Source organism: Streptomyces sp. NPDC098101 (assembly GCF_044760185.1).
Classification (GTDB): domain Bacteria; phylum Actinomycetota; class Actinomycetes; order Streptomycetales; family Streptomycetaceae; genus Streptomyces.
In genome coordinates this window covers 37,524-61,716 of the sequence record NZ_JBIWAS010000010.1, presented here as the reverse complement: position 1 = coordinate 61,716, position 24,193 = coordinate 37,524, and the positions used below count along the sequence as shown (strand labels likewise).

At 74.6% G+C, this 24,193-nt stretch carries 23 protein-coding genes; 7 read left to right on the top strand and 16 right to left on the bottom strand.

Going from position 1 to position 24,193, the window contains the following annotated elements; genetic code table 11:
- The first annotated feature begins 92 nt into the window (after window positions 1-92).
- Both ACIQVI_RS31425 and ACIQVI_RS31420 read left to right on the top strand, forming a co-directional pair.
- A complete protein-coding gene (locus ACIQVI_RS31425) occupies window positions 93-1,286 on the top strand; it encodes a cytochrome P450 (RefSeq protein WP_351973614.1) in 1,194 nt (397 codons plus the stop codon).
- Window positions 1,283-1,507, top strand: a complete 225-nt coding sequence (locus ACIQVI_RS31420) for a ferredoxin (RefSeq protein ID WP_389667186.1) — start codon at window positions 1,283-1,285, stop codon at window positions 1,505-1,507. The genes ACIQVI_RS31425 and ACIQVI_RS31420 overlap by 4 nt, the downstream gene beginning before the upstream one ends.
- Before the next feature lie 208 nt (window positions 1,508-1,715).
- On the opposite strand, the gene ACIQVI_RS31415 is transcribed toward ACIQVI_RS31420, so the two are convergent.
- Window positions 1,716-2,090 carry a hypothetical protein gene (locus tag ACIQVI_RS31415; RefSeq protein ID WP_030207566.1) on the bottom strand — a complete coding sequence of 125 codons (375 nt, stop codon included), beginning with the start codon at window positions 2,088-2,090 and terminating at the stop codon, window positions 1,716-1,718.
- 130 nt (window positions 2,091-2,220) lie between these two features.
- Entirely contained in the window at window positions 2,221-2,556 is a 336-nt protein-coding gene (locus tag ACIQVI_RS31410; protein ID WP_351972621.1) for a metalloregulator ArsR/SmtB family transcription factor, read from the bottom strand.
- 239 nt (window positions 2,557-2,795) lie between these two features.
- Here ACIQVI_RS31410 and ACIQVI_RS31405 point away from each other — a divergent pair, with 239 nt between their 5' ends.
- Window positions 2,796-3,713 (top strand): alpha/beta hydrolase, encoded by a 918-nt coding sequence (locus ACIQVI_RS31405; protein ID WP_403602072.1) that lies wholly within the window; start codon window positions 2,796-2,798, stop codon window positions 3,711-3,713.
- A 24-nt stretch (window positions 3,714-3,737) separates the two neighbouring features.
- On the opposite strand, the gene ACIQVI_RS31400 is transcribed toward ACIQVI_RS31405, so the two are convergent.
- Window positions 3,738-4,283, bottom strand: coding sequence for an EF-hand domain-containing protein (locus ACIQVI_RS31400; RefSeq protein ID WP_403602069.1), 546 nt, complete (start codon window positions 4,281-4,283; stop codon window positions 3,738-3,740).
- A gap of 248 nt (window positions 4,284-4,531) precedes the next feature.
- On the opposite strand from ACIQVI_RS31400, the gene ACIQVI_RS31395 reads away from it, so the two are divergent.
- The 3 genes from ACIQVI_RS31395 (at window position 4,532) to ACIQVI_RS31385 (ending at window position 8,738) form a co-directional block, all read left to right on the top strand.
- On the top strand, window positions 4,532-5,980 hold the full coding sequence (locus tag ACIQVI_RS31395) for a hypothetical protein (RefSeq protein WP_403602065.1): 1,449 nt from the start codon (window positions 4,532-4,534) through the stop codon (window positions 5,978-5,980).
- 107 nt (window positions 5,981-6,087) lie between these two features.
- On the top strand, window positions 6,088-7,374 hold the full coding sequence (locus tag ACIQVI_RS31390; protein WP_403602062.1) for an AAA family ATPase: 1,287 nt from the start codon (window positions 6,088-6,090) through the stop codon (window positions 7,372-7,374).
- 158 nt (window positions 7,375-7,532) lie between these two features.
- The gene (locus ACIQVI_RS31385) at window positions 7,533-8,738 is read left to right on the top strand and encodes a VWA-like domain-containing protein (protein ID WP_403602058.1); all 1,206 of its coding nucleotides are present in this window, start codon (window positions 7,533-7,535) and stop codon (window positions 8,736-8,738) included.
- On the opposite strand, the gene ACIQVI_RS31380 is transcribed toward ACIQVI_RS31385, so the two are convergent.
- The 7 genes from ACIQVI_RS31380 to ACIQVI_RS31350 form a co-directional block, all read right to left on the bottom strand.
- Entirely contained in the window at window positions 8,731-9,345 is a 615-nt protein-coding gene (locus tag ACIQVI_RS31380; protein ID WP_403602055.1) for a hypothetical protein, read from the bottom strand. The two genes, ACIQVI_RS31385 and ACIQVI_RS31380, sit on opposite strands and share 8 nt — an antisense overlap.
- A 75-nt stretch (window positions 9,346-9,420) precedes the next feature.
- Window positions 9,421-10,182, bottom strand: coding sequence for a hypothetical protein (locus tag ACIQVI_RS31375; protein WP_403602052.1), 762 nt, complete (start codon window positions 10,180-10,182; stop codon window positions 9,421-9,423).
- 52 nt (window positions 10,183-10,234) lie between these two features.
- Window positions 10,235-10,594, bottom strand: a complete 360-nt coding sequence (locus ACIQVI_RS31370; protein WP_403602049.1) for a hypothetical protein — start codon at window positions 10,592-10,594, stop codon at window positions 10,235-10,237.
- 568 nt (window positions 10,595-11,162) lie between these two features.
- Entirely contained in the window at window positions 11,163-11,975 is an 813-nt protein-coding gene (locus ACIQVI_RS31365; RefSeq protein WP_351972620.1) for a universal stress protein, read from the bottom strand.
- Window positions 11,976-12,106: 131 nt separating this feature from the next.
- Window positions 12,107-13,798: a ribosomal protection-like ABC-F family protein gene (abc-f, locus tag ACIQVI_RS31360; protein ID WP_403602045.1), complete on the bottom strand. Its 1,692-nt coding sequence runs from the start codon at window positions 13,796-13,798 to the stop codon at window positions 12,107-12,109.
- Between the two features lie 159 nt (window positions 13,799-13,957).
- Window positions 13,958-15,160 (bottom strand): serine hydrolase domain-containing protein, encoded by a 1,203-nt coding sequence (locus tag ACIQVI_RS31355; protein WP_403602043.1) that lies wholly within the window; start codon window positions 15,158-15,160, stop codon window positions 13,958-13,960.
- A gap of 180 nt (window positions 15,161-15,340) precedes the next feature.
- On the bottom strand, window positions 15,341-15,790 hold the full coding sequence (locus ACIQVI_RS31350) for a subtilase-type protease inhibitor (RefSeq protein ID WP_403602040.1): 450 nt from the start codon (window positions 15,788-15,790) through the stop codon (window positions 15,341-15,343).
- A 413-nt stretch (window positions 15,791-16,203) separates the two neighbouring features.
- Here ACIQVI_RS31350 and ACIQVI_RS31345 point away from each other — a divergent pair, with 413 nt between their 5' ends.
- Entirely contained in the window at window positions 16,204-16,971 is a 768-nt protein-coding gene (locus ACIQVI_RS31345; RefSeq protein WP_403602037.1) for a hypothetical protein, read from the top strand.
- Between the two features lie 16 nt (window positions 16,972-16,987).
- On the opposite strand, the gene ACIQVI_RS31340 is transcribed toward ACIQVI_RS31345, so the two are convergent.
- The 6 genes from ACIQVI_RS31340 to ACIQVI_RS31315 form a co-directional block, all read right to left on the bottom strand.
- Window positions 16,988-18,211 carry an ATP-grasp domain-containing protein gene (locus ACIQVI_RS31340; protein WP_403602034.1) on the bottom strand — a complete coding sequence of 408 codons (1,224 nt, stop codon included), beginning with the start codon at window positions 18,209-18,211 and terminating at the stop codon, window positions 16,988-16,990.
- The gene (locus ACIQVI_RS31335) at window positions 18,208-19,743 is read right to left on the bottom strand and encodes an amino acid adenylation domain-containing protein (RefSeq protein WP_351973390.1); all 1,536 of its coding nucleotides are present in this window, start codon (window positions 19,741-19,743) and stop codon (window positions 18,208-18,210) included. The genes ACIQVI_RS31340 and ACIQVI_RS31335 overlap by 4 nt, the downstream gene beginning before the upstream one ends.
- The gene (locus ACIQVI_RS31330) at window positions 19,743-21,467 is read right to left on the bottom strand and encodes an ABC transporter substrate-binding protein (protein WP_403602031.1); all 1,725 of its coding nucleotides are present in this window, start codon (window positions 21,465-21,467) and stop codon (window positions 19,743-19,745) included. Before ACIQVI_RS31330 ends, ACIQVI_RS31335 begins: the two co-directional genes overlap by 1 nt.
- A 121-nt stretch (window positions 21,468-21,588) precedes the next feature.
- Entirely contained in the window at window positions 21,589-22,635 is a 1,047-nt protein-coding gene (locus ACIQVI_RS31325) for a MupA/Atu3671 family FMN-dependent luciferase-like monooxygenase (protein ID WP_403602028.1), read from the bottom strand.
- 28 nt (window positions 22,636-22,663) lie between these two features.
- Window positions 22,664-22,852 (bottom strand): MbtH family protein, encoded by a 189-nt coding sequence (locus ACIQVI_RS31320; RefSeq protein ID WP_403602025.1) that lies wholly within the window; start codon window positions 22,850-22,852, stop codon window positions 22,664-22,666.
- Window positions 22,853-22,892: 40 nt separating this feature from the next.
- A complete protein-coding gene (locus ACIQVI_RS31315) occupies window positions 22,893-24,188 on the bottom strand; it encodes an MFS transporter (RefSeq protein WP_351973386.1) in 1,296 nt (431 codons plus the stop codon).
- Window positions 24,189-24,193 lie beyond the last annotated feature (5 nt).

Sequence of the window (24,193 nt, the reverse complement as noted above, 5' to 3'; positions counted from 1 at the left end):
CGGCCACCCGAACGGCGCGAACGGCCCCATTGACCGCCTCCGGCGACCAGCCTAGGTTCTGTAAGCACCCGCTTACACAACGGAGGCGTTCCATGACCGCGACGGCGGACCACACCCCCCTGGACTATCCGTTCAACGAGCCCGAAGGACTCGGCCTCGCCGAGGCGTACGGCGAAGCACTGGAGCGGCCCGGACTGTTACGCGTCCGGATGCCGTACGGCGAACCCGCCTGGCTCGCCACCCGCTACGCCGACGCCCGTCTGGTCCTCGGCGACCGGCGCTTCAGCCGCGCCGAGGCCATCAAGCACGACGAGCCCCGCCAGTCCGAGGCCCAGCAGGACACCGGCATCCTCGGCATGGACCCGCCCGGCCACACCCGGCTGCGCACCCTGGTCGCCAAGGCGTTCACGGTCCACCAGGTCGAGAAGCTGCGGCCCCAGGTGCGCGAGCTGGCGCACGGGTTCCTGGACGAGATGGAGGCCGCGGGGCCGCCGGCCGACCTCGTGGAGTCGTACGCGCTGCCCATCCCGGTCGCGGTCATCTGCCGGATGCTCGGCGTGCCGGAGGAGGACCGCCCGAAGTTCCGGGTGTGGAGCGACGCGGCCCTGTCGACGAGTTCGCTGACCGCCGAGGAGTTCTGGCGCAGCCGGGAGGAGCTGCGCGCCTACATGGCGGCGCTCGTCGAGGACCACCGCGCCCGTCCGCGCCCCGATCTGATGACTGGTCTGATCGAGGCCCGCGACACCGGTGACCGGCTCACCGAGCTGGAGCTGATCGACCTGTGCGTGGGCATCCTCGTCGCGGGGCACGAGACGACGGCCAGCCAGATCCCCAACTTCGTGCACGCCCTGCTCGACCATCCGGAGCAGCTCGCCCTGCTGCGCGAGAGGCCCGATCTGATCAAGGGCGCCGTCGAGGAGCTGCTGCGGTTCGTCCCGCTCGGCAGCGGCGCCGCCTTCCCCCGGTACGCCACCGAGGACGTCGAGGTGGGCGGCACGCTGGTCCGGGCGGGGGAGCCGGTGCTCGTGGCGATCGGCGCCGCCAACCGCGACGCCCTGAAGTTCACCGGCCCCGGGCGGCTCGACGTCACCCGCACCGGGGTCCAGCACCTCGGCTTCGGGCACGGCGTCCACCACTGCCTGGGGGCGCCGCTCGCCCGGCTGGAGCTCCAGGAGGCGGTCCTGGCCCTCCTCACCCGCTTCCCGGACCTGCGTCTGGCGGGGGACGTCCGCTGGAAGGACCAGATGCTGGTGCGGGGTCCGCGCGAGATGCCGGTGGGCTGGTGAGCGCGGTGCGCTGGACCACCGCCGTCGACCGGGAGATGTGCATGGGCTCGGGCATGTGCGCCGGGCTCGCCCCGGACCTGTACCGGCTGGAGGGTGACGTCGCCGAGCCGGTGCGCCCGGAGATCGCCGAGGACGAACGGGCCCTGGACGCGGCCGACTCCTGTCCCGCGCTCGCCATCACCGTCCGCGCGGGCGCCCGGACGGTGGGCCCCCGGCGCTGACGGAACAGGACGCGGAAGAGGGGCGACGCGCGTCCTTCCCGCCGGCCGCCGCGAGGCGGGCCGGCGGGAAGGACGCGCGGGCCGTCCGGCCGGACTGCGCGCCGTCGCGGGCGGACGCGCGTCGCCCGGGCGTTCAGACTTCAGAAAATCCCTTCGTAGAGAATTTCAAATTTCTGCAAGTCTCGGGCACGCGAAAGGAGGGAGGGGGTCAGACCTCCATCTCCTCTTCGACACGGCGCAGTTGGTGCCGGGCCATGGCGAGGTTGGCCTTGTGCTTGTCGAGGACGAGGTAGAGGAAGAGGTTGGTCTTGCCCCGGCCCTTCCCGAGGGTGATGAGGTGGTACTGGTTGCCCAGGGTGATGAGGATGTCGTCGATCTGCTCCTGGAGGCCGAGGAGTTCCATGGTGTGGAGCTTGGCCCGGATCACGTCGGTGTTCCCCGCGACCGCGACGTGGACGTCGAAGTCGCGCCCGCCGCCGAGGGATCCCAGGGCCATGCCGCTGGTGTAGTCGCCCACAGCGGCGGCGAGGCTGCCTTCCACCCGGGTCATGATCTCTTTGAGAGAGACTTCCACGTTCGCCATGGGCTGCCGCCTTCCGTAGTGGATATGCCGGGCGCCTTTGCGGACCCGGTCGGTGCGACGCTACCCATCCCGCCCGCCCGGCGGGGGCGGTTTGCCCGAACACGTGGGTGCGGCGGACTCGTTCGGCCGGTCAGCGACGGGTCGAGGCGTCGAGGTCCGCGAGGAGCGCGGCCTGGCCCTGGAGCACTCCGGTGAGGATGCCGCGCGCGACCCGCAGGAGCTCCGCGACCTCGTCGTTCACCAGGCGGTAGTACACGCTGACGCCCTCGCGGCGCGTCAGGACGAGGTTCGACCTCCGCAGCACGGCGAGCTGCTGGGACAGCGCGGCCGGCTCCACGCCCACTTCCGTAAGCAGCTCGGAGACGGCGTGCTCGCGGACGCTGAGCAGTTCCAGGACCCGGATGCGGACCGGGTGCCCGAGGGTCTTGAAGAACTCGGCCTTCAGTTGGTAGAGCGGTGTGCTCACCTCGGTGGCCGGTTCGCCGCCCGCCGCCCTGGGTGCGCGTGTTGGCACGGTGGGCCCCTCCTTGGCTACGGGCGGCCGTCGTCGATCCGCCGGTGTGTTGCCCCCACGATCCCAGACTCCCGCACCACGGCACACCCGTCTTCGCACATCGGAGCCGCTCCGGCCCCCTCCGGCGGATCCGGCGGGGCGGGGACGGGGATAGCGTGGGGCCGGGATCCGGACGACGACGAGGAGGCCGTGTGCGGTTCGCGCTGGACGCACTGTACGCCGACGTGCCCGCGGAGCAGGTCGACGAGGCCCGCGCCTTCTACCGGTCGCGGAAGGCGGGTCGCGGGCCCGGCACGCCGGAGGAGCTGAGGGAGGCGCGGGCGAGGAGGTCCGTTCCGGCCGTCGTCGATCCGGCCGCCGTCGAAGAGACGGTCGAGGCCGCGGGGAGGCGCGTCCCCGTCAGGATCCTCACCCCTGCCGGCGGTCCCCCTCGGGGCGTTCACCTGGACGTGCACGGCGGCGGCTTCTTCATGGACTCCGCGGCGCACGGAGACCGGCGCAACCGCGCGCTCGCGGACGCCCTGCGCGTCGCCGTCGTCGGTGTCGACTACCGGCTGGCCCCCGAGCACCCCTGGCCGGCGGCCCCCGACGACTGCGAAGCGGCGGCGCTCTGGCTCGCCGAGGAGGCCGGGGCCCGCTTCGGCACGTCCCGGCTCACGATCGGCGGAAGCTCGGCGGGGGCCACCCTGGCCCTGGTGACCCTGCTCCGGCTGAGGGACGGGGGCGCCGCCGGCCGGTTCGCCGGGGCCGCCCTCCAGTTCGGCGCCTACGACCTGAGCGCGCGGACCCCGGCCGGGCGCCGCATCGCGGACGAGTACTTCCTCCGGGCGTACGCCGGCCACGTGGAGGACCGCACCGTTCCCGACGTCTCCCCCGTCTACGGGGCCCTCGACGGGCTTCCGCCGGTCCTGCTGGTCGTCGGGAGCGAGGACGTGCTCCTGGAGGACAACCTGGCGCTGGCGGGCCGGCTGTCCTCGGCGGGCAACGACGTCGAGCTCCGGATCTATCCCGGAGCGCCCCACGGCTTCACGGGCCACCCCACGGCCATGGCCGGGACGGCGCTCGACGGCGTCGACTCCTGGCTGCGGGACCGGATCGCGCGGCCGTAGGGCCCCGGGGCCGGGGGACGGTCGTCAGGTGCGGGTCGGGACGGGGCCGCACAGGTGGTTGCCCGGTTCGGACGGGTCGTCGCTGATCCAGAACTGGACCCACAGCTCGGTGAACTCGGGGCGGTCGAGGTAACCGTCCCCGTCCTGGTCGAGGCGGTCGAAGACGTCGGCGACGTCGACGCGCTCGCCGTGCCACGTGTCGACCAGTCGCCGGTGCTCGGCGGGAGAGATGCGGCCGTCGCCGTTCTCGTCGACGGCGTCGAAGACGGTCTCGGCGGTCGCGGCGACGGTCTCGCGCATCGTGGGAAGCAGGTCCACCATGGCGAGGAGCTCGTCCAGGTCGACCCTGCCGTCCCCGTCGGTGTCCACGTGGGTCGCGAGGTGGTCCCACCAGCCCAGCATGACCGCGTCCACGCGTGCGGCCAGTTCGGATCCCGGCCGCACGCGGGGCAGGTTCCTCCAGCGTTCCGCGAGGGCCTGGAAGTCGCGCCGGTCGAGGTAGCCGTTGTCGTCGGCGTCGAACGCGCGGAACATATTGACCAGCTTGTCGCGCTGGAACTCACTTGCCACGGTCGGCCTTTCTGTCGCTGTTCCCGGCGATCCTGCCCGCGAGCGGCCGTGCCCCAACGGCGCCCGGTGGCGCGCGGGGGCGTGCGCGCTGCCGTTCGCACCCCTGACGCCTCGTGCGCCCCGCACCTCCCTTCCCCCTCCCGCCACGAAATCGTCTGGGCGATCGAACAACGGTGGGTTACGATCACGGAGATGATGAACTTCTCCTCGTACCGATTGGGGGACTCGTTCGCACAAGGTGAGTGCTGATGGCACATCACCTCGTGAACGAGATTCCGACCCACCTGTCGATGTGGCGGCGCGTACGCGAGTACGCCGTGCCACCGTCCATGATCGAGACCGCGACCGCACGGCGTGCGGTCGGTGACTGGGCGGGGGCCTGCGCCGCCGCCCGGATCGACGTCGACCTCGATCTGCGCGCCGTGGCCGACCGCCGCGGCACTTCTCCCGCCGCCCGGCTCCGCGCCGACCTGCGCCGCCTGGCGCCGGATCTGCTCCGCTGGCACATGCCCCGCATCGCCCCCGACGGGCGGCTCCGGCCCGGCCTCACCCTGACGCTGGCCCGTTACGGGGATCCCGGCGCCGTACCGCTGAGCCTGGTGGTGCGGACGCCACCGGTCCGGGCGGACGCCGGGCAGCGGATGTCGCTCGCCGTGTGGGAGGGGACCGGGAACGACGTCCCCGGCGGCCCTCCGTACGTCCATCCGCATCCGCATCCCGAACGGCGTTTCCGGTTCGACCTGCACCGGCACCTCTGGGACGCGGAGCGGAGCGGCGACCTCGCGTCGCGGAGCGGCGCGCTCGGCCCGTCCGTCCCGCCCGACCGACCGGACGGGGCCTCCCCGTGGGCGGTCGCGAGGTGGGCGGCCGAGGCGGAGGCGCTGCTGCGGGCCGAGGGGCTCCCTCCGCGCGGGGCCTTCACCGTACGGCTCGGTGCGGGGCGGCGGGCCGTCTTCGAGCTCGTCGCTCCCGACGACAGCCACGCACCCGCCTTCCGACCGCTGCGGGAGCCGCTGCCGCCGCAGGAGGAGGCGGCGCTTCCCGTGCTGCCCGAAGCGGCGGCCCGGATCCTTCCCGACCTGGAGCTGCTGCGCGCGGGGCTGGTCACGGCGGAGCGGCTGCATCCCCTCGTCGCCGGGTCCCTGGCGGCGTGCGTGCCCGCCGCCCCCACCCCGGTGTCCGGGCCCTCCCACGACCCCGGTGATCCGCACCGGGTGGAGTGCGGGGGCGAGGTCCACCGGATCGCGCTGCGGGACGGGGTGCTGTCGGCGATCGACCACGACCCGGTCACCCTGCGCCGGGAGGAACTGCTGGTGGCCCTCGGCGGGCCGGCGCTGCCCTGCCTGCGGGTGATCGACACGGCGCACCGCAGTCCGGAGGCCCTGCCCGCGGTCCGGGAACGGCTCGGCCACGGCGACGTCTCCGGGGCACTGGCCGTCGTGGAGCGACTCCTCGGCCCCGGCGCGGTCCTGCGCGACGGTCCGCTCCGGGAGGAACTGGTGACCGCCGCGACCCGCCGCGTCGACCACGGCCTCTTCCGGGCGGGGCTGGTCGCCGAGCATCCCGCCGCCGCAGTGCCCGCCGGTACGGGGGCCGTGGGAACGAACCACCGTCCCCGGCTCGACCGCCGCACGCCCGTCGCGATGCGCCTCAAGCGCGGCGGTCCGGCCCGGCCCCGGACCGGCCTGCTCCCGTGACCCGCCCGGCCTTCTGAACTCTCCTCCCCACTCGGCACCTCGCGCTCCTTCACACCTCACGACATCCGGGACGGGTCGCCCGTCCCCCATTCCCCCAGGTGATGCCCATGACGTTCAGCACCCTCGTGCCCGCCCCCGCCCCCGTCTCCCCCGCCGCGTCCGATGCCGGCGGCCGCCTCGCCCTGGCCGACGACCTCCTCGGGCTGCTGCGGACGACGACCACCGAGCCGCGCCCCGACGAGCAGCTCGAAGCGCTCGCCCTGGCCGTCGCCGCCGACCTGCCCGTACTGCTCTGGGGCGAGCCGGGCATCGGCAAGACCGCGGCCCTGACGCAGCTCGCCGCCTCCCTCGACCTGCCCCTGACCACCGTCATCGCCAGCGTCCACGAGCCGTCCGACTTCTCCGGGCTGCCGATCGTGGGCGACGACCCCGCCGTGCGGGGGGTGCCGATGGCGCCCCCGCAGTGGGCCGTGGAGCTCGTACGCGCCGGGCGGGGCCTGCTCTTCCTGGACGAGCTCTCCACCGCCACCCCCGCCGTGCAGGCCGCGCTGCTCCGGGTCGTCCTGGAGCGGCGGGTCGGCACGCTGCGACTGCCGCCGGGCGTGCGGATCGTGGCCGCCGCCAACCCCCGGGCTTCGGCGGCGGACGGGTGGGAGCTGAGCCCTCCGCTGGCCAACCGGTTCGTGCACCTGCACTGGGTGCACGACCGGGAGGTCGTGGTGCGCGGCCTCGGCGGGGTCTGGCCCCGGGCGGAGCTGCCCCGGCTCGCCCCGGAACGGCTTCCGGAGGCGGTGGTCCTCGCCCGGCGCGCGGTCTGCGGCTTCCTGAAGGCCCGGCCGACGCTGATCCACCGGCTGCCGACCACCGAGACGCAGCGCGGGGGCGCCTGGCCCTCGCCCCGGAGCTGGGAGGCCGCGCTGACCCTGCTCGCCTTCGGGACGGCGGCCTCCGTCTCGCGGGAGGTGCTGGCGCTGCTGGTGCGGGGAGCGGTGGGTGACGGCCCCGGGCTCGAACTCATGGCCCACCTGGACCGGATGGACTTGCCCGACCCCGAGTCGCTGCTCGCCGATCCGGCCTCCGCCGAACTGCCGGAGCGGGGCGATCTGCGCCAGGCGGCCCTCGAAGCGGTGGTGGCGGCCGTCGGGGCGCGCCCGGAGCGGGAGCGGTGGGAGGCGGGCTGGGCCGTACTGGTCCGGGCCCTGGAGACCGGCGCCCCGGACCTGCTCGTCGCCCCGGCGACGACGCTGGCCGCGCTGCGCCGGGACGGCTGGGCGGTTCCCGAGTCGGTGGAACGGCTGGCCGGGGTGATCGGCCTCGCCCGGCGCGCGGACCGGTCGGTGGAACGCGCCACGGCCGCGGCCGGCACCGGGCGCACGGCGGGGGCGCGCCGATGACGGGGTCCGCGCGGCCCCGCGCGCCGCACCGGAAGGTCCCGCCGCCGCTCCCCCGCCCGATGGCCCCGCCACCGCCGCCGCGCCCGGTGCGCGCCACCGTACCGGCGGCACCGGGTCCTTCCGGCAGGCCGGCCGGCGCGCGCGAAGTCCCGCTGGACATGGAGAAGTTGATGGCGGCTCGGCTGCACGCGGTCACGGTGCGCCCCTATCTGGCGGGGGCGCTCTTCGCCCTGCACGTGGTGGAGGACGGGTCGGTGCCGACGATGGCGGTGGACGCGTACTGGCGCTGCTACGCCTCTCCGGCCTTCGTGGCGTCCACTCCGGTGGAGGAGCTGGCGGGCGTCTGGGTGCACGAGGTCTCCCACCTGCTCCGGGACCACCACGGGCGGGGCGAGCGGTACGCGAAGGAGTACGGCGAGCACGGGCCGGGAGAACGGCTGCGGCGCAACATCGCCGCCGACTTCGAGATCAACGACGACATCTACGGCGACGGCCTGTCCCGGCCGGCCGGGGCGGTGCTGCCGTCGATGCTGCGGCTTCCCGAGGGCCAGTTGATGGAGGAGTACCTGCGGACGGCGTCGATGTCCGGGCTCGCCGCCGGCCTGGCCTGGCTGGACTGCGGCAGCGGCGCCGACGGCCACGAACGGGCGTGGGAGCTGGGGCCCGACGGGGCCCACGGGCTGAGCAGGCAGCAACAGGACGCGGTCCGCTTCCGGGTCGCGGAGGGCATCAAGGGCCGGCCGGGCGACGCGCCGGAGGGGTGGCGCCGGTGGGCGGAGGAGGCGTTCCACCCGCCGCAGCCGTGGCGGCGCCTGCTGGGGGCGGCGATCCGTTCGGCGGCGGGCGGGCCGGGGGCGGGCGAGAACCACAGCTACCGGCGTCCGTCCCGGCGCTCGGCGAGCCTTCCCGGGGTGGTGCTGCCGAGTCTGCGCCGTACGCCCCCGAAGGTCTGCGTGGTGATCGACACCTCCGGGTCGGTGAGCGACGCCGAACTGGGCAGCGCGCTCCTGGAGGTGGCGGCGATCTCGCGGGCGGTGGGCGGGCGGCGCGACCTGGTCTCGGTGATCTCCTGCGACGCGGCGGCCGGTGTCGCCGTGCCGCTCTGCCGCGCGGAGAACATCGAGCTGATCGGTGGCGGCGGGACGGACCTGCGCTCCGGTTTCGCCCGGGCGCTCCGCTCCCGGCCGCGCCCGGACGTCGTCGTCGCCCTGACGGACGGCCAGACGCCCTGGCCGTCCGCGCAGCCGTCCTGCCGCACCGTCGTCGGTCTCTTCCCCCGCCCCGCCCGCGCCGTGGACGAGAGGGATCCCGACTACGTCCCCGACGCGCCGCCCGCCTGGGCGCGGGTCGTCTCCCTCACCTGAGCGGGTCCTCTCCCCGGCCCGCCGGCCGCACCAGTCCGCGGAACGGGCGGAACCACAGGTCGGCGCCGCCGGGTTCGTCCTCGAACCCGGCGAGCACGAGGAGCTGCCGTCCGTTCTCGGCGACGTAGAAGTACTCCGCCGGGGCGGCGGTGTCGCGCCCGGCCAGCTCGTCGGCGAGCGATCGGGCCGCTCCGGCGTCCTCGGTGTCGTGCCACGTCGCGGTGAAGCCGCGGGCGGTCCCCTCGCGACGGGCCGCGAGGCGGTGGGGCGCGTAACGGCCCGGCGGGCCGGCCGAGTAGAGCGCCTGGACGGCGCTGCCGAGGGTCTGCTGGTTGCGGGGGTCGGCGGCGAAGGCCCGGTGCTCCTCGGAGGCCGTCCACTGGGCGAAGTTGAGGATGGTCCGGCCGTCGGACCCCTCCAGGCAGTGTCGGGCGAGGTACGCGGCCGGCAGCCGGGTCGCCTCCCAGGCGTCCATGACGCCGGACATGACCTTCCGTTGCTGCTCGGGCCCCTCGGTGTGCCAGAGGGAGGCCAGGACGAGGCCCGCGTCGGGGCGGGCGGGATCGGGCGGTGCGACCGGCCGGAGGCCGGAGACGATGGCGTTCATGGCACCAGCCTCCGACCTCGACCGCGGTTGAGGTCAAGTCCCCTTCCGGATCATGGCCGTTGGCCCCGGAGAAGGTCAGGCGGTCGGGGTGATCAGGTCGCTCAGGGGACGGGCGGAGTCGGTGCCGGAGTGGCCGAAGGGGGCGTCGAAGCTCCAGACGAGGAAGAGCAGGAAGACCACCAGGGCGCTGAAGGTGGTGGCCAGCAGCAGTTCGCGGGCGGAGCGGCGGATCTGCAGGGTGTAGAGCAGGCCGAGGGTGACCACGGCACCGGCGACGAGGCCGAACCAGAGCGCGCCGGGCAGGGTGGTGCCGGCGCTGTCCAGACGCTGGTGGCGGGCGTTGTCCGCGGCGGCGACCTGGTCGAGGAGGGGCTGGTAGGCCTGGGCCTGGAGCTCGTCGGCCGGGGTGTGGTGGGCGATGTCGCTGCGGATGCGGCCGAGCAGGTCGGCGCCGGTGGAGTCGACGGGCGCGTCGTCCTTCATGGCGGGCCATTCGGTGGTGACGGCGTGCCGGGCGTAGGCGTCGATGTGTTCCTTGACCTTGGCGCGGAAGGCGACCGGGTAGACGTCCAGGCGCTGGTCGATCTCGTACAGGGCCTGGGCCTCGCGCTGGACGGTGTCCTCGGCCGCGCCGCGGGCCTCCCAGACTCCGGCGATCGCCAGGCCGAGCACGATGGCGTAGACGACGCCGACCATCATGACCATGTACTCCAGCACGTCCGGGGTCTCCGAAGTGTCCTCGTCCACGTCCGCCCGGCGGTGCCGCATGACGGTGGTCGTGATGACGAGCAGGCAGACCAGGACCGAGGCGAGGGTGTAGACGAGCCATTCCGGCACAGCACAACTCCAGTACGTGTGAAGGGGGAAAGAAAAAAGAAGGGGCGGGGCGTCAGCCGCGGTTGCGGCGGCGGGAGCCGGGGCGCAGGGCGGCGGCGGCCAGGACGCCCGGGAGGGTGACGACGACCGTGGCCATGGTCGTCGACAGTCCGGCCGGGGCCGGGCGGGTGGGGCCGCCGGTGTAGTGCGGGCGCGGTACCCAGCGGAAGGCCTGCCGGGCCTTCGCCGGAGCCGCGACCGGGATCGAGGCCGGTTCCGGGACCGGGGCCTGGGCCGAAGCCGGGATCGGGGTGCCGGGCTCCGGGTCGGCCGGTGGCGCGAGTTCCCCGGGGCGCTCGGCGGTCTTCGGCGCGGGGGCCCGGAGTGCCGCGTGACGGGCGGGCGGCGGGGCCGGCCGGTGCGGGGACGTCACGGGCGGTACGGACTCCGGCGCGGGCTCCGGCGCGGACTCCGCTGCGGGCGAAGGCGGTGCCGGGGGGTGCGGTGTGGGAGGGGGCGGAGACGGTGACGGTGCGGGAGGGGGCGGAGACGGTGACGGTGCGGGCGGAGGCACCGGCGACGGCGGTGCCGGGGGCCGGCATTCGGCCGGAGGGGTGGACGGGGGCCCTGGGGGTTCCGGGTCGCCGTAACCCATGTCGACCCACACGTCCGGGGCGCACACCACCAGGCGGTCGGCGGTCGGGGCGTGCTCCATGACGACCGTGGCGCCGCCGTGCTGAGGCAGCGGGCACAGGGCCGCCGCGGCTCCCAGGCCGACACCGATCCAGCTGCCCACACGCAGTCCTTTCCCCGCTACGACCTGTTCCCGTACGCCCCTCGGCAGGTGCGGGAGGGGCGGAGGCGTCGCCGCCGTGAAGCGGCGACACAGCGGGTAACGATCATGGACGGGGCAGGTCACGGGCCGTGTTTCACCAACCGGCGCTTCCCGGGTCGCTCACGCGGTTCCGCGCACGTCGCTCACGCGGTTCCGCGCGCGTCGCTCATCCCGTCCCGCGCACGGTGACGACGGGGCAGTGGGCGTACGTCATCGCGGCCTGGCTCACCGACCCCAGGAGCAGCCCGGCGATGCCGCTGCGGCCGCGGGCGCCGACGACGAGCAGCCGGGCCGTCCCGCTCGCCTCGATCAGGACCTCGTGCGGCTTGCCGTCCACCAGCTCGCGCCGGACGGTGACGTCCGGATGGGCGTCCGCGCGGCCGGCGACCGCCCGGGCCAGGGACCGCGCCTCGGACTCGGGGGTCGCGCCGGGCGGGGCCTTGTCCGGCTGCCAGGCGTGCACCGCGACGAGTTCGGCCCGGCGCCGCGCGGCCTCGGCGAAGGCGACGTCGACGGCCTCCTCGCCGTCCGGGGAGCCGTCGACCCCCAGGAGGACGGGCCCCGTTCCGGCGGACGTCGCGTGTTCTTCGCGGACGGTCATCACGGGGCAGTGGCTGCGGGCGGCCAGGGACACCGGGGTGGAGCCGAGGAGCAGGCCCGTGATGCCGCCCAGTCCCCTGGAGCCGACGACGATCAGGTCCGCGGCCTGCGACTCGGCCTCCAGGACGTGCACCACGTCGCCCGTCACCACGGCCTTGGTCACCGCGAGGTCGGGGGCCGTGCCGAGAGCGTGGGCCGCCGCCTCCTGGACCAGGGTCGCGGAGGCGGGGTCCGGCACCACGTACCGGGGCTTGATCGGGACCTCCACGTGGACCACGCGCAGCTTCGCACCGCGCCGTGCCGCCTCCGCGGCGGCCGCTTCCACGGCGGTGAGGCTCGTCGGCGAGCCGTCCACCCCGACCACGACCAGATTGCTCATAGCTGGCTGCTCCCCTTCACGGTGCGGGTTCCCAGCCTCGCCCCGTCGCCGGGCCGCTGCAATTCCTGCGCCGCCGTGGAGGGCGCGGGACCGGTGGGGCGGGGCCGGTGGGGCGGGGCCGGTGGGGCGGGTCAGCTCCTGCGGCCGGCGCGCAGCTCCAGCCGTTCCCCCTCGAAGCGTGCGCGGAAGCCCCGGTCGTGCGAGACCGCGACCACCGCTCCCGGGTACGCCGCGAGCGCGGTCCGCAGGTCCTCGACCAGGTCGAGGGCGAGGTGGTTGGTCGGCTCGTCGAGGACGAGGAGGTCCGCGGGCCGGGTCACCAGGGTCGCGATCTGCAGCCGCCGCCGTTGTCCCACGGAGAGGAGGCCGACCGGAACGTGCAGGTCCTCCTCGCGGAACAGACCCAGGGACAGGAGCCGTCCGGCGTGCTCGTCCGGCGGTCCGGGCCGGCCGGCGGCGAACGCGGCGAGCAGCGGGAGCCGTGGGGAGCGCGCGGGCGGTTCCTGCGGGAGGTAGCCGATCCGGGCGGGGCGGCGGACGGTGCCCGCGTCCGGTTCCAGGTCGCCCGCCAGGACGCGCAGCAGCGTCGTCTTGCCCGCCCCGTTCCCGCCCGTGACGAGGAGCCGCTGTCCGGGCGCGAGCGTCAGGAGGCCGTCCAGACGCAGCCGCTCCCCGACCCGTACGCCGTCGAGCTCGGTGAGGGGGCCCGGGGCCGGACCGTCCACCGACGTCTCCGTCGCCGTCGTCGGCGTCGTCGTGAAGCGGAGTGGTGCCGGGGGCTCCGGCACCGGGTCGCGCCGCAGCCGGGCCAGGTGCTCCCGGACGGAGCGCACCTGCCCGCCGAGTTTCGCCTCGCTGGACCTGCGGTGCTTGCCGAAGCCCTGTTGGGGGTCGCGGCCGGTGGTGGAGAGCCGCCTCGTCGCGGCGTCGAGCAGTTCCTCCGTACGGGTCACCTCTTCCGTCCAGTCCGCGTACCGCTGCTCCGCGCCGCGCCGGGCGGCGGCCTTCGCGGCGCGGTAGCCGGTCCAGCCGTCGCCGTAGCGGCGCACGGTGTGCTCGTCCCGGTCGACCTCCAGGATCGTGGTGGCGACGCGCTCCAGGAAATCGTGGTCGTGGGTGACGGCGACGACGGTGCCGCGGTGGGCGCGCAGGTGCGCCGCAAGCCAGTGCGCGGCCGCCGCGTCGAGGTGGTTCGTCGGTTCGTCCAGGAGCAGCAGTTCGGGGGCTGCGGCCAGGACGCAGGCGAGCGCGAGCCGGGCCCGCTCGCCGCCGGACAGGGAGCCGAGCGGGCGGTCGCGGGTGATCCGGGTGAGGCCGAGGGCGTGCGCCGTGGCGTCGACCCGGGCGTCCGCCTCGTATCCGCCGCGTTCCTCGTAGGCGATCAGGAGTTCGCCGTAGGCGGCGAGTTCCCCGTCCGACGCGTTCCCGAGGGTCTCCTCCGCCGCGCGGAGCCTTCGCTCCATGGCGCGCAGGTCGGTCAGGGCGAGGTCGACGGCGTCCTGCACGGTGCGGGACGGGTCGAGGTCGAGGGTCTGGGCGAGGTGGCCGGTGCCGCCGGGGAAGCCGACGGTGACCTCCCCGGTGTCGGGCGTCTCGGCTCCGGCGAGCAGCCGCAGCAGGGTGGACTTGCCGGAGCCGTTCTCGCCGACGACGGCGGCCTTCTCGCCCGGCCGGACGGTGAGGGAGACCTGGTCGAGGACGGTGCGGGTGCCGTAGGACTTGGTGACGTTCTTGACGGACAGCTGCGCCACGGCGGCGGAAGCGGTGCCTGAGGCCGTGGCGGTGGCGGTGGTGGGCAGGACGGTACGGGCGCGGTCGCGCATGGGCTTTCCCCGGGCGTGCGAAGGGTCTACGGGCGGCAGAGACGGCGGCGTCGGCCGTGCCCGGACTCAGACGAAGAAGAGGAAAGCCATGCCCCCACCATAACAAGACGTACCGTCTCGCCCCCAGTCGTTTTCTCCCGCCCCGGGTGGGGCCGGGTCTCAGCGCCGCAGGAGGGCGCAGACGAAGTCCTCCTGGACGGCCCGGACCTTGGTCAGCAGCTCCGGCTTGAGGGTCTTGCTGGTCTGGGTGTTGATCGTGAACGTCAGGGACCGCTTGCCGTCCGCCGTCGCGGCGGCCAACTGGGTGTAGCCGGGGAAGTTGCCGGTGTGGCCGTAGACCGTGCCGCACCGGGTCGTGTAGCGGAAGATCGCCAGTCCACCCGCGTTGGCCCCGGGCCCGGCGGGCTCCGACGCGGCGCCCGGGATGAAGCGCCGCTGCTGGTTCCGGACCTCCGGGGAGAGGTAGTCGCGGCCGCCCGCCCAGGCCCGGACGAACGCGTTCAGGTCCTTGGGCGTGGCCACGATGCCGCCGGAGGCCCACACGCCGGAGGCGCCGAGGGCCTCGCTGATGTCCTCGGGCGGGGCGGGCGGCGTGACGTCGTAGCCGTGCAGGTACGGCCTCGGCATCCGGTAGCCCTGCGGCAGGACGGTCTGCCGCAGGTCGAGGGGCCGGTACACGAGCTGTTCGAGCAGTCGCTCGTACGGTCGGCCGGTGACCGCCTCGGCCATGAGGGCGACGGCGATGTTGTCGGAGTTGGAGTAGGCGTAGCGCGATCCGGGCGGGAAGAGCAGTTTCCGGTCGGCGACGAAGTCGAGGAGCCGGCGCGAGTCGAAGCGGTGCCTCGGGTCCGCGGTCAGGATCTCCAGGAACGCCGGGGCGGTCGAGAAGTCGGGCAGCCCGCTGGTGTGGCCGAGCAGCTGCCGGAGGGTCACCTTGTGCCAGGCCTTCGGCAGGGCGGGGAGGCGCCGGCCGATCGTGTCGTCCAGGCCGAGGCGGTGCCGGTCGACCAGGCGCAGGGCGACCGCCCCGCTGTACGCCTTGGAGACGCTCGCGAGGCGCGTGTACTCGTCGGCCCGGGGCGGTCTGCCGGTCCTCGTGTCGGCCACGCCGGCCCAGTGGACCGTCGTCCGGTCGCCCACCTGCATGAGGGCGATCGCGCCGGGCGGTCCGCCGGGCGTCCGGACGAGGTCGTCCAGCCGCTTCTGCAGGGCCTCGGCCGAGGAAGGGGAGGGAGGCGGGGGCGTTCCGGCCGCCCGCGCGGACTGGCCGGCGCCGCCCAGCGCCAGGGCGCCGACGAGGGTGGCGACGGACAGGCGCAGACGTGCGCGCGAGCGGGAACGGCCTCCAGGGCGTGCCGACACGGGGGCTCCTTCTGGGGGTGACGCGGGGCGGACGGGCGCCCGGTGAGGGGGGTCCGCCCCAGCATCGGGCGCGCGGCCGCTCCGCGCCTTTCCGCTGCTCCATCCGGCCGAGATCCCCCACGGGCCCCGGGCCGGGCGTCCCCGGCCCGGTTCCGCCGCGCGTCACGGCCCGACGCGGGCTCAGAACGCGAAGGCCTCTCCGCCGTTCAGGGTGGCGCCCATGACACAGGCGTTGGAGAAGGTGTGCTGCCAGGAGGTGCGGGTCCCCGCCCAGACGCCGTCCACGGTGACGGTGACGGGGTCGAAGTGCAGCGGGCACGCCCGGTCGGGATCGGGGGAGGCGAGGAGTCCGTCGAACCCGTCGCCCGCGAACCGCGACGCGAGTTCGGCGCAGGCGGCCTCGGGGGCGGGGTGCGTTCCGCCGGGTCCGGGCATACAGCTGAGCGTGGTGGCGCGGAGGACGGTGACCGGACCGGCGTCGGCGCCCCTGCCGATCGAGAGGACGACGGCGGAAGGGGGGTAGAGGCTGGTGGCTCCGGTTTCCGCGGCGACGGCGGTGCCGGCCGTACCGGCGGTGCCGACGAGACAGAGGAGGGTGGCCGCGAAAGTTGCGGCAGAACGACGAAGCACGGGAAGATTCTCTTTCACATCGAAGGAAATGAGCGGTCTTTCTCCTGCGATTCCCGCTCATCTTGCGCTTCGGAGTGTGTCTGACACGCAGAGCTACCGCACCTTCATGACCGTTATTCGGACACGGGGGCACGATTACCGGTGGCCCGAGGGGTGTCGCGGCAGCTCAGACGCGGTACGGAGGGCCTTCGGGAGGCCCCCGTACGGGCTCCGCGCCGGGCCGCTCCCCTCCCCCACCGGCCGCCCACCTGCTCGAAGACGCGTCCGATTTACCGAACGGCCATTCAGTACGGCCGGTTACCGACGTACCACCGCCGGGTCCGCGCGGCGTCGGGCACGCGCCCGTCACGGAAAGCCGGGAACGGCGTTCTACTCCGTGAACGGCCCGATCCCGTGCGAGCAGAGGAGCCCCCGTGGGCAGGAAGAAGCCCGGCAAGCCCCGCCGGACCCGCGTTCACCGCGTCCCCCGCCAGTACACCCTCCGGGAGCTCGCCCCTCCCGGCGCCGCCTACCGCGAGTGGTACCAGGTCCGGCCCGGCACGGACGTCGGCCCGGTCGACGATCCCCGCCTCCGGGACGAGGACCTGGACCTGCTGCGCCGGACGGCCAGGCTCGGCCCGCTCTACGAGAACGCCGTGCCCCGCGCCGCGATCGGCCTGGACCTGCTGATCGACACCGGCGCCCTGCCCGTCGTCGGCCCGGACGGCACCGGCACGTCGTTCCCCGTGGAGAACCTGGTGAGCCGCTGCCGGGGAGAGGGTCCGGAGGAGATCCGCGAGGCCGTGCACCGGCTGCACTCGGCCGGCGTCCTCCTGGTCGAGGAGGGCGGGGAACACGACGCCCTCCACGTCCGGATGGTCGCCGAGCGCCCCGGCGCCCCCGGAGGGACCTGGCGCTTCGAGGGCGAGGGGGGCGTCTCGCGCGCGGCCACCTGCGTCCCCGAGGACATGTGGGACGAGATCCCCCTCGACGTCGCGGCCACCGTCGCCTTCCTGCGCTCCTACCGATCCCAGCTCGAGACCCCGGATCCGGAGGAGTACGGCAGGCACTCGGGGGTGAACGGCCCCGACCACGCCCGCGAACTGTTCGCGGCCGCCGAGGCGTCCGGGTACGTCGACGAGAAGGGTTGCGACGCCTGCCCCGCCGCCCACCTCTGCACCCGCCGGGACGCGGACGCCTGAGGCGTGTCCCTGCGGATCAGGGCCGCTGGACCGCCTCACCGGCGAGGGCCGGGCGCACCGCTCCCAGCCGGGTGACCAGCTCCTCCCGTTCCTCCGGCGTCGCGCAGTCGAGCAGGGCCCAGGCCAGGCGGTCCGCCGAGGAGCGCGGAGGGCGCACCGGAGTGCCCGGCGCCGCGTCGAGGCCGTGCCGGACCACCCCCGGCCACGCCGACCAGCGCGTCTCGTGCGCCGATTCCAGGACGCCTTCCCGGTCCGCGACCACGAAGGCGCTGCCGGTGCAACGGGGGGCGGGGTCGGACGGCGGTTCGTGGGGGGTGCCCGTGGCGAGGGCGAGGGCGTGGGCGAAGAGGTCCGTGCCGTAGGCGAGGGACATGGCGTCCATGCAGTGGTCCCCGGGGGCCCGGACCGCGACCTCCATGATGACCAGGTCGTCGCCGCGGGTGCGGAACTCCACGAACATGATCCCGGTGCGCATCCCGATCGCGTCCGTGACCGCCTGGCCCAGCGCGTCCGCGGCCTTGCCCAGGAGCGGGTCGGTCCGTTCGTGGGCGCTGAAGTGGGCCAGCTCCACGAAGTGCGGCGCGCCGGTGGTGAGTTTGCGGGTGAGGCTGCCGAAACGGACCCGCCCGTCGGAGACCAGGCCCTCCCAGGAGTACTCCTGGCCCTCCACGTACTCCTCGACGAGGAGCCGGCCCTCGGCGTCGCGGCGGGCGACCGCGTCCGCCCACTGCTCCGGGGTGGCGACGCGCTCCACTCCGTCGCTGCCCGCCCGGTTCAGCGGCTTCACCACCACCGGGAGGTGCGCGAGGGCCCAGTCCGAGGCCGCGGACAGGCGCGGGGCCTTGACGTGCAAGGGCTGGGCCAGGCCCGCGCGGGCGAAGCGGAAGCGCTGCTGGGCCTTGTCGCGCGAGACGGCGGCCGCGTCCAGGCCGGGGCCGGGGAGGCGGTGGCGTTCCTGGGCCATCGCGCCGGCCAAGACGTGGATCTCCGAGGAGGCGAGGACGCCGTCCGGGCCCAGCCGGGCCACCAGGGTCTCGGTGGGGCGGATCCAGGCGTCGTCCCGGCCCGTGAGCGCCGCGTCCACCTCCTGCGCGTCCACCACCCAGGGGTACGCGTCCCGGAGGGCGGCGACGCGTTCGGCGGTCTCCACCAGGCCCACGAGCAGGCCGAGTTGACCGGCGGCCTTCAGATAGCCCTCCGCGATCGGGGCGGCGCCGATCAGTACCACCGTGCGGGTCATCGCGGTCTCCGGTCGGTCAGCAGGGCGCCCAGGGCGCGGCGGTCGGTCTTGCCGTTGGGGCTCAGCGGGAGGGTGTCCAGGTGGGTGAAGCCGCGCGGCACCATGTAGCCGGGGAGCCGGCGTCCCAGACCGGTGCGCAGGGCCACCGGGTCCTGCGGGTCGCCGGTGTAGCAGGCCTCCAGGCCCACCTCGCCCAGGTCGTTGGGGAGCGCCAGGACCACGGCCTCGGTCACTCCCGGCAGGGCGCGCAGTCCCGCCTCGACCTCGCCCAGCTCGATGCGGTGGCCGCGGATCTTGACCTGCTGGTCGAGGCGGCCGAGGTGGACCAGGGTGTCGCCGGTGCGCGAGACGCGGTCGCCGGTGCGGTAGTACAGCTCGGGGCCGGGCAGTCCCGAGCAGGCGTGGACCACGGCGCGGCCGTCCTCGAAGCGGACGAACCGGCCCGCGTTGTTGGCGGGTTCGAGGTAGCCGGGGAAGCGCTGCGGGCCCCGGACGCACAGTTCGCCCTCCTGGGCGGGGAGTCCGTCCTCGTCCAGGACCAGGAAGTCCAGGTGCGGGTAGGGGGTGCCGATGGGCACGGTGCCGTTGGCGGACGCCGGCCAGTCCTCGGGGCGGGTGGGCAGCCGGTACTGGGTACAGGCGACGGTCACCTCGGTAGGCCCGTACAGGTTCTCCAGGACGCTCTGCGGCGCGGCGGCCCGCCAGAGCCGGATCTGCTCCAGGGTCAGCTGCTCGCCGCCGAACAGGCTCCAGCGCAGGCTGGGCATCCCGGACGGCGCCAGGTCCCGCAGCCGGTCGGCGTAGGAGATCACCGAGGGCACGGAGAACCAGTGGGTGACGGCCTTGCGCGCGATGAAGCGGGCCGGGCGGACCAGTTCGCCGCGGGTGGGCACCACGAGGGCCGCGCCGGAGGCCCAGGCGGAGAACATGTCCCAGACCGTCGGGTCGAAGGTCAGGTCGAAGGTCTGCGAGATGCGGCAGTCGGGGCCCAGGTCGTAGCGCGGGATGACGTAGTCGAGCAGCGCGGCCACGTTGCGGTGCAGCACGGGGACGCCCTTGGGCGTGCCGGTGGAGCCGGAGGTGAAGACGATGTACGCGATGTCGTCCGGGCCCGGCAGGCGCACCGGTCCGCCGTCCGCCCAGGCGTCGTCCAGGGGCGCGTCGGCGGCCACCACGGGCACCGGAAGGGCGGCGGTGGGCGAGTCGGTGAGCACCACGTCCAGCTCCGCGAGCCGGGCCGTGGCCGCCAGGCGCTCGGGCGAGAAGCCGGGGTTGAGGGGGACGGCGGCGCTGCCGAGGCGGTTGGCGGCGAGGTAGCCGGCGTAGGCGGCGAGCGAGCGGTTGGCGAGGACGCCGACGCGGCGCGGGCGCCGGCCGTCCAGGGCGGCGAGCAGCCGGCCGGCCATGCGCGCGGCCTGGTCGGCGAGCTGGGCGTACGTCAGGTGCTCGTCGCCCAGTTCGAGGGCGGTCAGCTCCGGGTGGCGGGCGGCGGTGTCGGCGAAGCGCTCGTAGAGGGTGGGCCGGTCGGCCATCACGCACCGTCCTCGACGTGGGCGTTGTAGTAGACGGGGGTGCCGAGGAAGGAGGAGGTGAACACCCCGCGCACCCGGGAGCCGGAGAGCGCGACGTGCAGGTAGGAGAAGAGCGGCACCAGGGGCACGTGGTCGCGCTGGAGCCGCTCGTCGAGCGCGGCCCACGGGGCGGCGGACTCGTGGGCGGGCAGCCGGCCGAGGCGGTCGATCTCGGCGTTGATCCCGGGATCGTCCAGGTAGACGAAGTTGTCGTTGCCGCTCTCGCCGATGGTGCGGCCGTCGAACATGCCGAGGAGCGTGGAGGCGCCCGGCCAGTCGGCGGCCATGCCCATCAGGTACAGGTCGTAGGCGTGGCCGCGGGTCTTGAGGACGGCGTTGTGCGAGGGGCGGTCGATCTCGACGACCTCGATCTCGAACCCGGCCCTCTCCAGGCTCGCGGCGAGGACCTTCGCCGGGGCGGTGAAGTACTCGCCCTCCCGGCTGAGGAGCCGCAGCTTGGGCCGGGCGCCCTTGAGGAGGGCGGCGGCGGCCTCGGGGTCGCCGTGCTCGCCCGCCGGGTACGGGTCGGGGTAGGCGCGGTGTCCGATGGTGGCCGAGGGCAGCAGGGTGTGCGTCAGGACGCCCTGGTCGGCGCCCATCGTGTCGCGGAACCCGGCCTTGTCCACGGCGTGGGCGATCGCGCGGCGCACGTCCACGTCGGTGACCCGGGCGGTGTTGATCGCCAGGTACCAGACGAGCGGGGTGGGGTCGCGGCGGAGCCGGCCGGCGAGGGACGGGTCGGCGATCAGCTCGGCGGCGACCCGCCGCGGCGCGTTGTTCTCGGCGACGGCCCACGCGTCGGTGCCCTCGTCCGCCCGCACCCGCAGGTTCTGCTCGCCCGCCTCCGGGCCCATCTCGACCTCGACCCGGTCGACGTGGTCGTGGCGCACCGGGTCGGTGGCCGCGTCCCAGTGCGGGTTGCGCACCAGGACGAGCCGCTCGCCGGGGACGTGCTCCTCGATGCGGTACGGGCCGGTGGCGACCGGCGCGCGGCCGTAGTCGGCGCCCGTGTCGGCGTCGCGCGGGACGGGGGCGGTGACCGGCTGGGAGACGGCGAACGGCAGGTCGGGGCGGGGCTGCCGGAAGCGGAGGCGCAGGGTGTGGGCGTCGGGGACCTCCAGACCGGGCACGTCGGTCGAGCCGGTCGCGTACGGGCCCTCGTAACTCCCGTTCTCGCCGAGCCAGTTCTTCAGGTGGGTGGGGCCGTCGGAGATCTCCGGGGCGAAGCCGCGGGCGATGCCGTAGGCGACGTCGGCGGCGGTGACCTCGCGGCCGTCCTCGTACCGTACGTCCCGCTTGAGGGTGAACTCCCAGGTGCGTCCGTCGCCGTCGACGTCGCGGCCCGGCGTCTCGGCCAGGTCGCCGACCAGGACGCGCCCGCCCCGGCCGTCCTCGCGGAACATCGTCAGGGTGCGGAACAGCAGGTGTCCGATCGCGAGCGACTGGAGGGTGTAGCTGCGCTGCGGGTCGAGGTGGTCGTAGGCGGCGTCGCGCAGGATGCGCAGGGTGCCGCCCCGGCGGGCCCCGGGCTGCTCGGGGGCGGGGCCGCGCGAGGCGGCCGGGTCGAGGAGGATCACGTCGTCGGCGGCCGGGACGTCCGGGGCGGGGACGGTCACGCCGTCGGCGGCCGGAGCCTGGGCGGCGGGGTCCTGGGTGGTCGGGTCCTGGGTGGTCGGGGCGGTCATGCGGGCACCTCCGGGGTGGGGCGGGTGGCAGCGGGGAACGGGGCGTCCGCGCGCCGGAAGGACCGGGCGCCGGTGTCGGACCCGGTGCCGGTACCTGCTGCGGTACCGGTCTCGGCGGTGTTCACTCCACCGACCGCTTCAGCTCGTCGAGGACCTCGAGGCCCGCGAGGACCCGCTCGTGCGGGACGCCGAAGTCGATCAGGCAGGCCAGCTCGTCGACCCCGGCCTCGCGCGCCCGGGCGACGACCGCCTTCCCCTGCTCGACCGTGCCGAACAGACCGCTGGAGTGGTAGTACGTGTCGAAGGAGCGCCGTACCAGGAAGTCGATGTCCGACTCGCGCAGCTTGTCGACGTCGAAGCCCTGCAGGATGCTGCCGGCCGAGCGGGCGATCAGCCGGAAGGAGCTCTTGAGGTACGCGGTGAACGGCTCGCGGACCGTCTCGCGGACCTCGGCCGGGTCCTCGCCCAGGAAGGTGTGCAGCATCAGGGCGACGTGCCCGGGCCGCCCGTCGTGGCCGGGGCGGTCGGCCAGCGCCTTGCGGTACAGGGCGATCTTCTCGGCGAGCTGGTCGAAGTCCTGGCCGAGCAGGTGCGTGAGCACGCCCGCGCCGGCCCGCCCGGCGGCCTCGAAGGTCGCCGGGCCGCCCGCGCTGGTCACCCAGGCGGGCAGTTCGGCCTGGACCGGCGGCGGGAAGACCTTCACCTCGGCGGGCTTGCCCGCGCCGTCGGTGACGGCCAGCGGCTCGCCGCGCCACAGCGCGCGCACGGCGTCGAGGGTCTCGACGACGGCGTCCTTGCGGCCCGCGTAGCCCTCGGGGCGGAGCGCGAAGTCGACCGCGTTCCAGCCGGAGGCCAGCGAGATCCCGGCGCGGCCGTTCGAGAGGTTGTCGACGACCGACCACTCCTCGGCGATGCGCACCGGGTGGTGCAGGGGGGCGACGACGCTGCCGGCCCGGATGCCGATGTGCTCGGTGACGGCCGCGACGGCGGCCGCGGTGACCGACGGGTTGGGGTAGAGCCCGCCGAACTCGTGGAAGTGCCGCTCGGGCGTCCACACGGCGGAGAAGCCGCGGGCGTCGGCGAAGCGGGCGCCGTCCAGGAGCAGGTCGTAGCGGCCGCGCGGGCCGCCGGCCGAGCCGTCGGCGAAGTAGAACAGGCTGAAGTCCATGGGAGTGCCTCGGGTTGGCGCGGGCGGGTCAGCGGACGCTGAGCGGGCGGAGGTCGGTCCAAACGGACTCGATGTGGGCCAGGCACTCGGCACGGGTGCCCCGGTGGCCGGTCTCGGTCCAGCCGGCCGGGACGGGCGTGGCGACGGGCCAGAGGGAGTACTGCTCCTCGGCGTTGACGACGACGGTGTGCACGGCCTGGGACTCCTGCTCGGACATGGCGGAACGGTGCCTTTCGGTGGGGTGGAAGGGGTTCGGGCTACTCGGCGATCGGGTCCGGCAGCGTGTGCTTGATGCGCACCAGGGAGGAGGCGGCCAGCGGGATCAGGGCGAGGCAGAAGCCGAGCGTGGTGATCAGGATGGCGCCGCGCAGTCCGGCGGCGGAGCCGAGGAAACCGCCGGCGAGGGCGCCGAGCGGGGCGATGCCCATCGCGACGAAGCGGTTGGTGGCGGCCACGCGGCCCTGGAGGCTGTCGGGGGTGATGGACTGGCGGATCGTCAGCATGGTGACGTTGTTGGCCACGCCGAAGGAGGCGAAGAGGAAGTTGATGACCATGAGCGAGCCGACGGCCAGCCAGCTTCCGCCGTGGACCACGGCGATCAGCGGCATCACCAGGTTGGCGACGCAGGCGGTGAGGATGATGGTGCGGCCGTAGCCGAACCGCTTGGGGAGCTTGCCCGCGAAGAGCGCGCCGATCAGGAAGCCGGGCCCGAGCGCCGCCATCACCAGGCCGATCTCACCGGCCGACAGGCCCAGGGTGTGCGGCATGTACTGGACGAAGACGACCTCGAACGCGGTGAAGGACAGGTTGAAGACCGACGCCATGATCGTCATGGTGCGCAGCTGCTCGTTGCGGAAGACCAGGACGAGGCCGTCCTTGACCTGCTTCAGCGTTCCGGCCGCGCCGGTGCTCTCCGTGGGTTCGACGTGCTCGCGGTGGCGGATCAGCCAGATGTTGACGACCGAGACCAGGTACGAGACGGAGGCCGCGAGCACCGCGACGGGGGCGGTCAGCCACTGCACGAGCACGCCGCCGAGCGCCGGGCCGCCGATCGTCGCGGCCGACTGGCTGGAGCCGAGGGCCGAGTTGCCCGCGGCCAGGTCCTCGCGCTCCACCAGGCGCGGCAGGTAGGCCTGCGCGGCCACGTCGAACAGCACGGTGCAGCAGCCGGCCAGGAAGCCGAGCAGGTACAGCCAGCTGATGCCCAGCTCGTGCATCCAGTACAGGACCGGCACCGCGCCGAGGAGCACGGCCCGGCCGAGGTCGGCGGCCGCCATCAGGTTGCGCCGGTACATCCGGTCCACGAGCACCCCGGCGAACAGCGACACCAGGAGGTACGGCAGCCGGATGAAGGACGCGAGGAGGCCGACCTGCTCGGAGCTGGCGGCCAGGGCGAGGACGGCGGTCAGCGGCAGGGCGAAGTCGCTGATCTGGGCGGCGAACTGGGAGGCCGTCTGGCCGAGCCAGAGCTTGGTGAAGTCGGCGTTGCGCCACACGCTGGGGCGGGGCGCGGGGCCGCCGCCCGCCGGCGTCTCGGTGGTGGCGGTGGACATGGAGG

Coding starts and splice junctions, on each gene's coding strand:
- abc-f (WP_403602045.1), bottom strand. CDS start 13,798: ATGCGCGACCGCGCCCGTACCGTCCTGCCCACCACCGCCACCGCCACG.
- ACIQVI_RS31315 (WP_351973386.1), bottom strand. CDS start 24,188: ATGTCCACCGCCACCACCGAGACGCCGGCGGGCGGCGGCCCCGCGCCC.
- ACIQVI_RS31335 (WP_351973390.1), bottom strand. CDS start 19,743: ATGGCCGACCGGCCCACCCTCTACGAGCGCTTCGCCGACACCGCCGCC.
- ACIQVI_RS31395 (WP_403602065.1), top strand. CDS start 4,532: ATGGCACATCACCTCGTGAACGAGATTCCGACCCACCTGTCGATGTGG.
- ACIQVI_RS31385 (WP_403602058.1), top strand. CDS start 7,533: ATGGAGAAGTTGATGGCGGCTCGGCTGCACGCGGTCACGGTGCGCCCC.
- ACIQVI_RS31425 (WP_351973614.1), top strand. CDS start 93: ATGACCGCGACGGCGGACCACACCCCCCTGGACTATCCGTTCAACGAG.
- ACIQVI_RS31320 (WP_403602025.1), bottom strand. CDS start 22,852: ATGTCCGAGCAGGAGTCCCAGGCCGTGCACACCGTCGTCGTCAACGCC.
- ACIQVI_RS31390 (WP_403602062.1), top strand. CDS start 6,088: ATGACGTTCAGCACCCTCGTGCCCGCCCCCGCCCCCGTCTCCCCCGCC.
- ACIQVI_RS31415 (WP_030207566.1), bottom strand. CDS start 2,090: ATGGCGAACGTGGAAGTCTCTCTCAAAGAGATCATGACCCGGGTGGAA.
- ACIQVI_RS31330 (WP_403602031.1), bottom strand. CDS start 21,467: ATGACCGCCCCGACCACCCAGGACCCGACCACCCAGGACCCCGCCGCC.
- ACIQVI_RS31325 (WP_403602028.1), bottom strand. CDS start 22,635: ATGGACTTCAGCCTGTTCTACTTCGCCGACGGCTCGGCCGGCGGCCCG.
- ACIQVI_RS31365 (WP_351972620.1), bottom strand. CDS start 11,975: ATGAGCAATCTGGTCGTGGTCGGGGTGGACGGCTCGCCGACGAGCCTC.
- ACIQVI_RS31380 (WP_403602055.1), bottom strand. CDS start 9,345: ATGAACGCCATCGTCTCCGGCCTCCGGCCGGTCGCACCGCCCGATCCC.
- ACIQVI_RS31340 (WP_403602034.1), bottom strand. CDS start 18,211: ATGACCCGCACGGTGGTACTGATCGGCGCCGCCCCGATCGCGGAGGGC.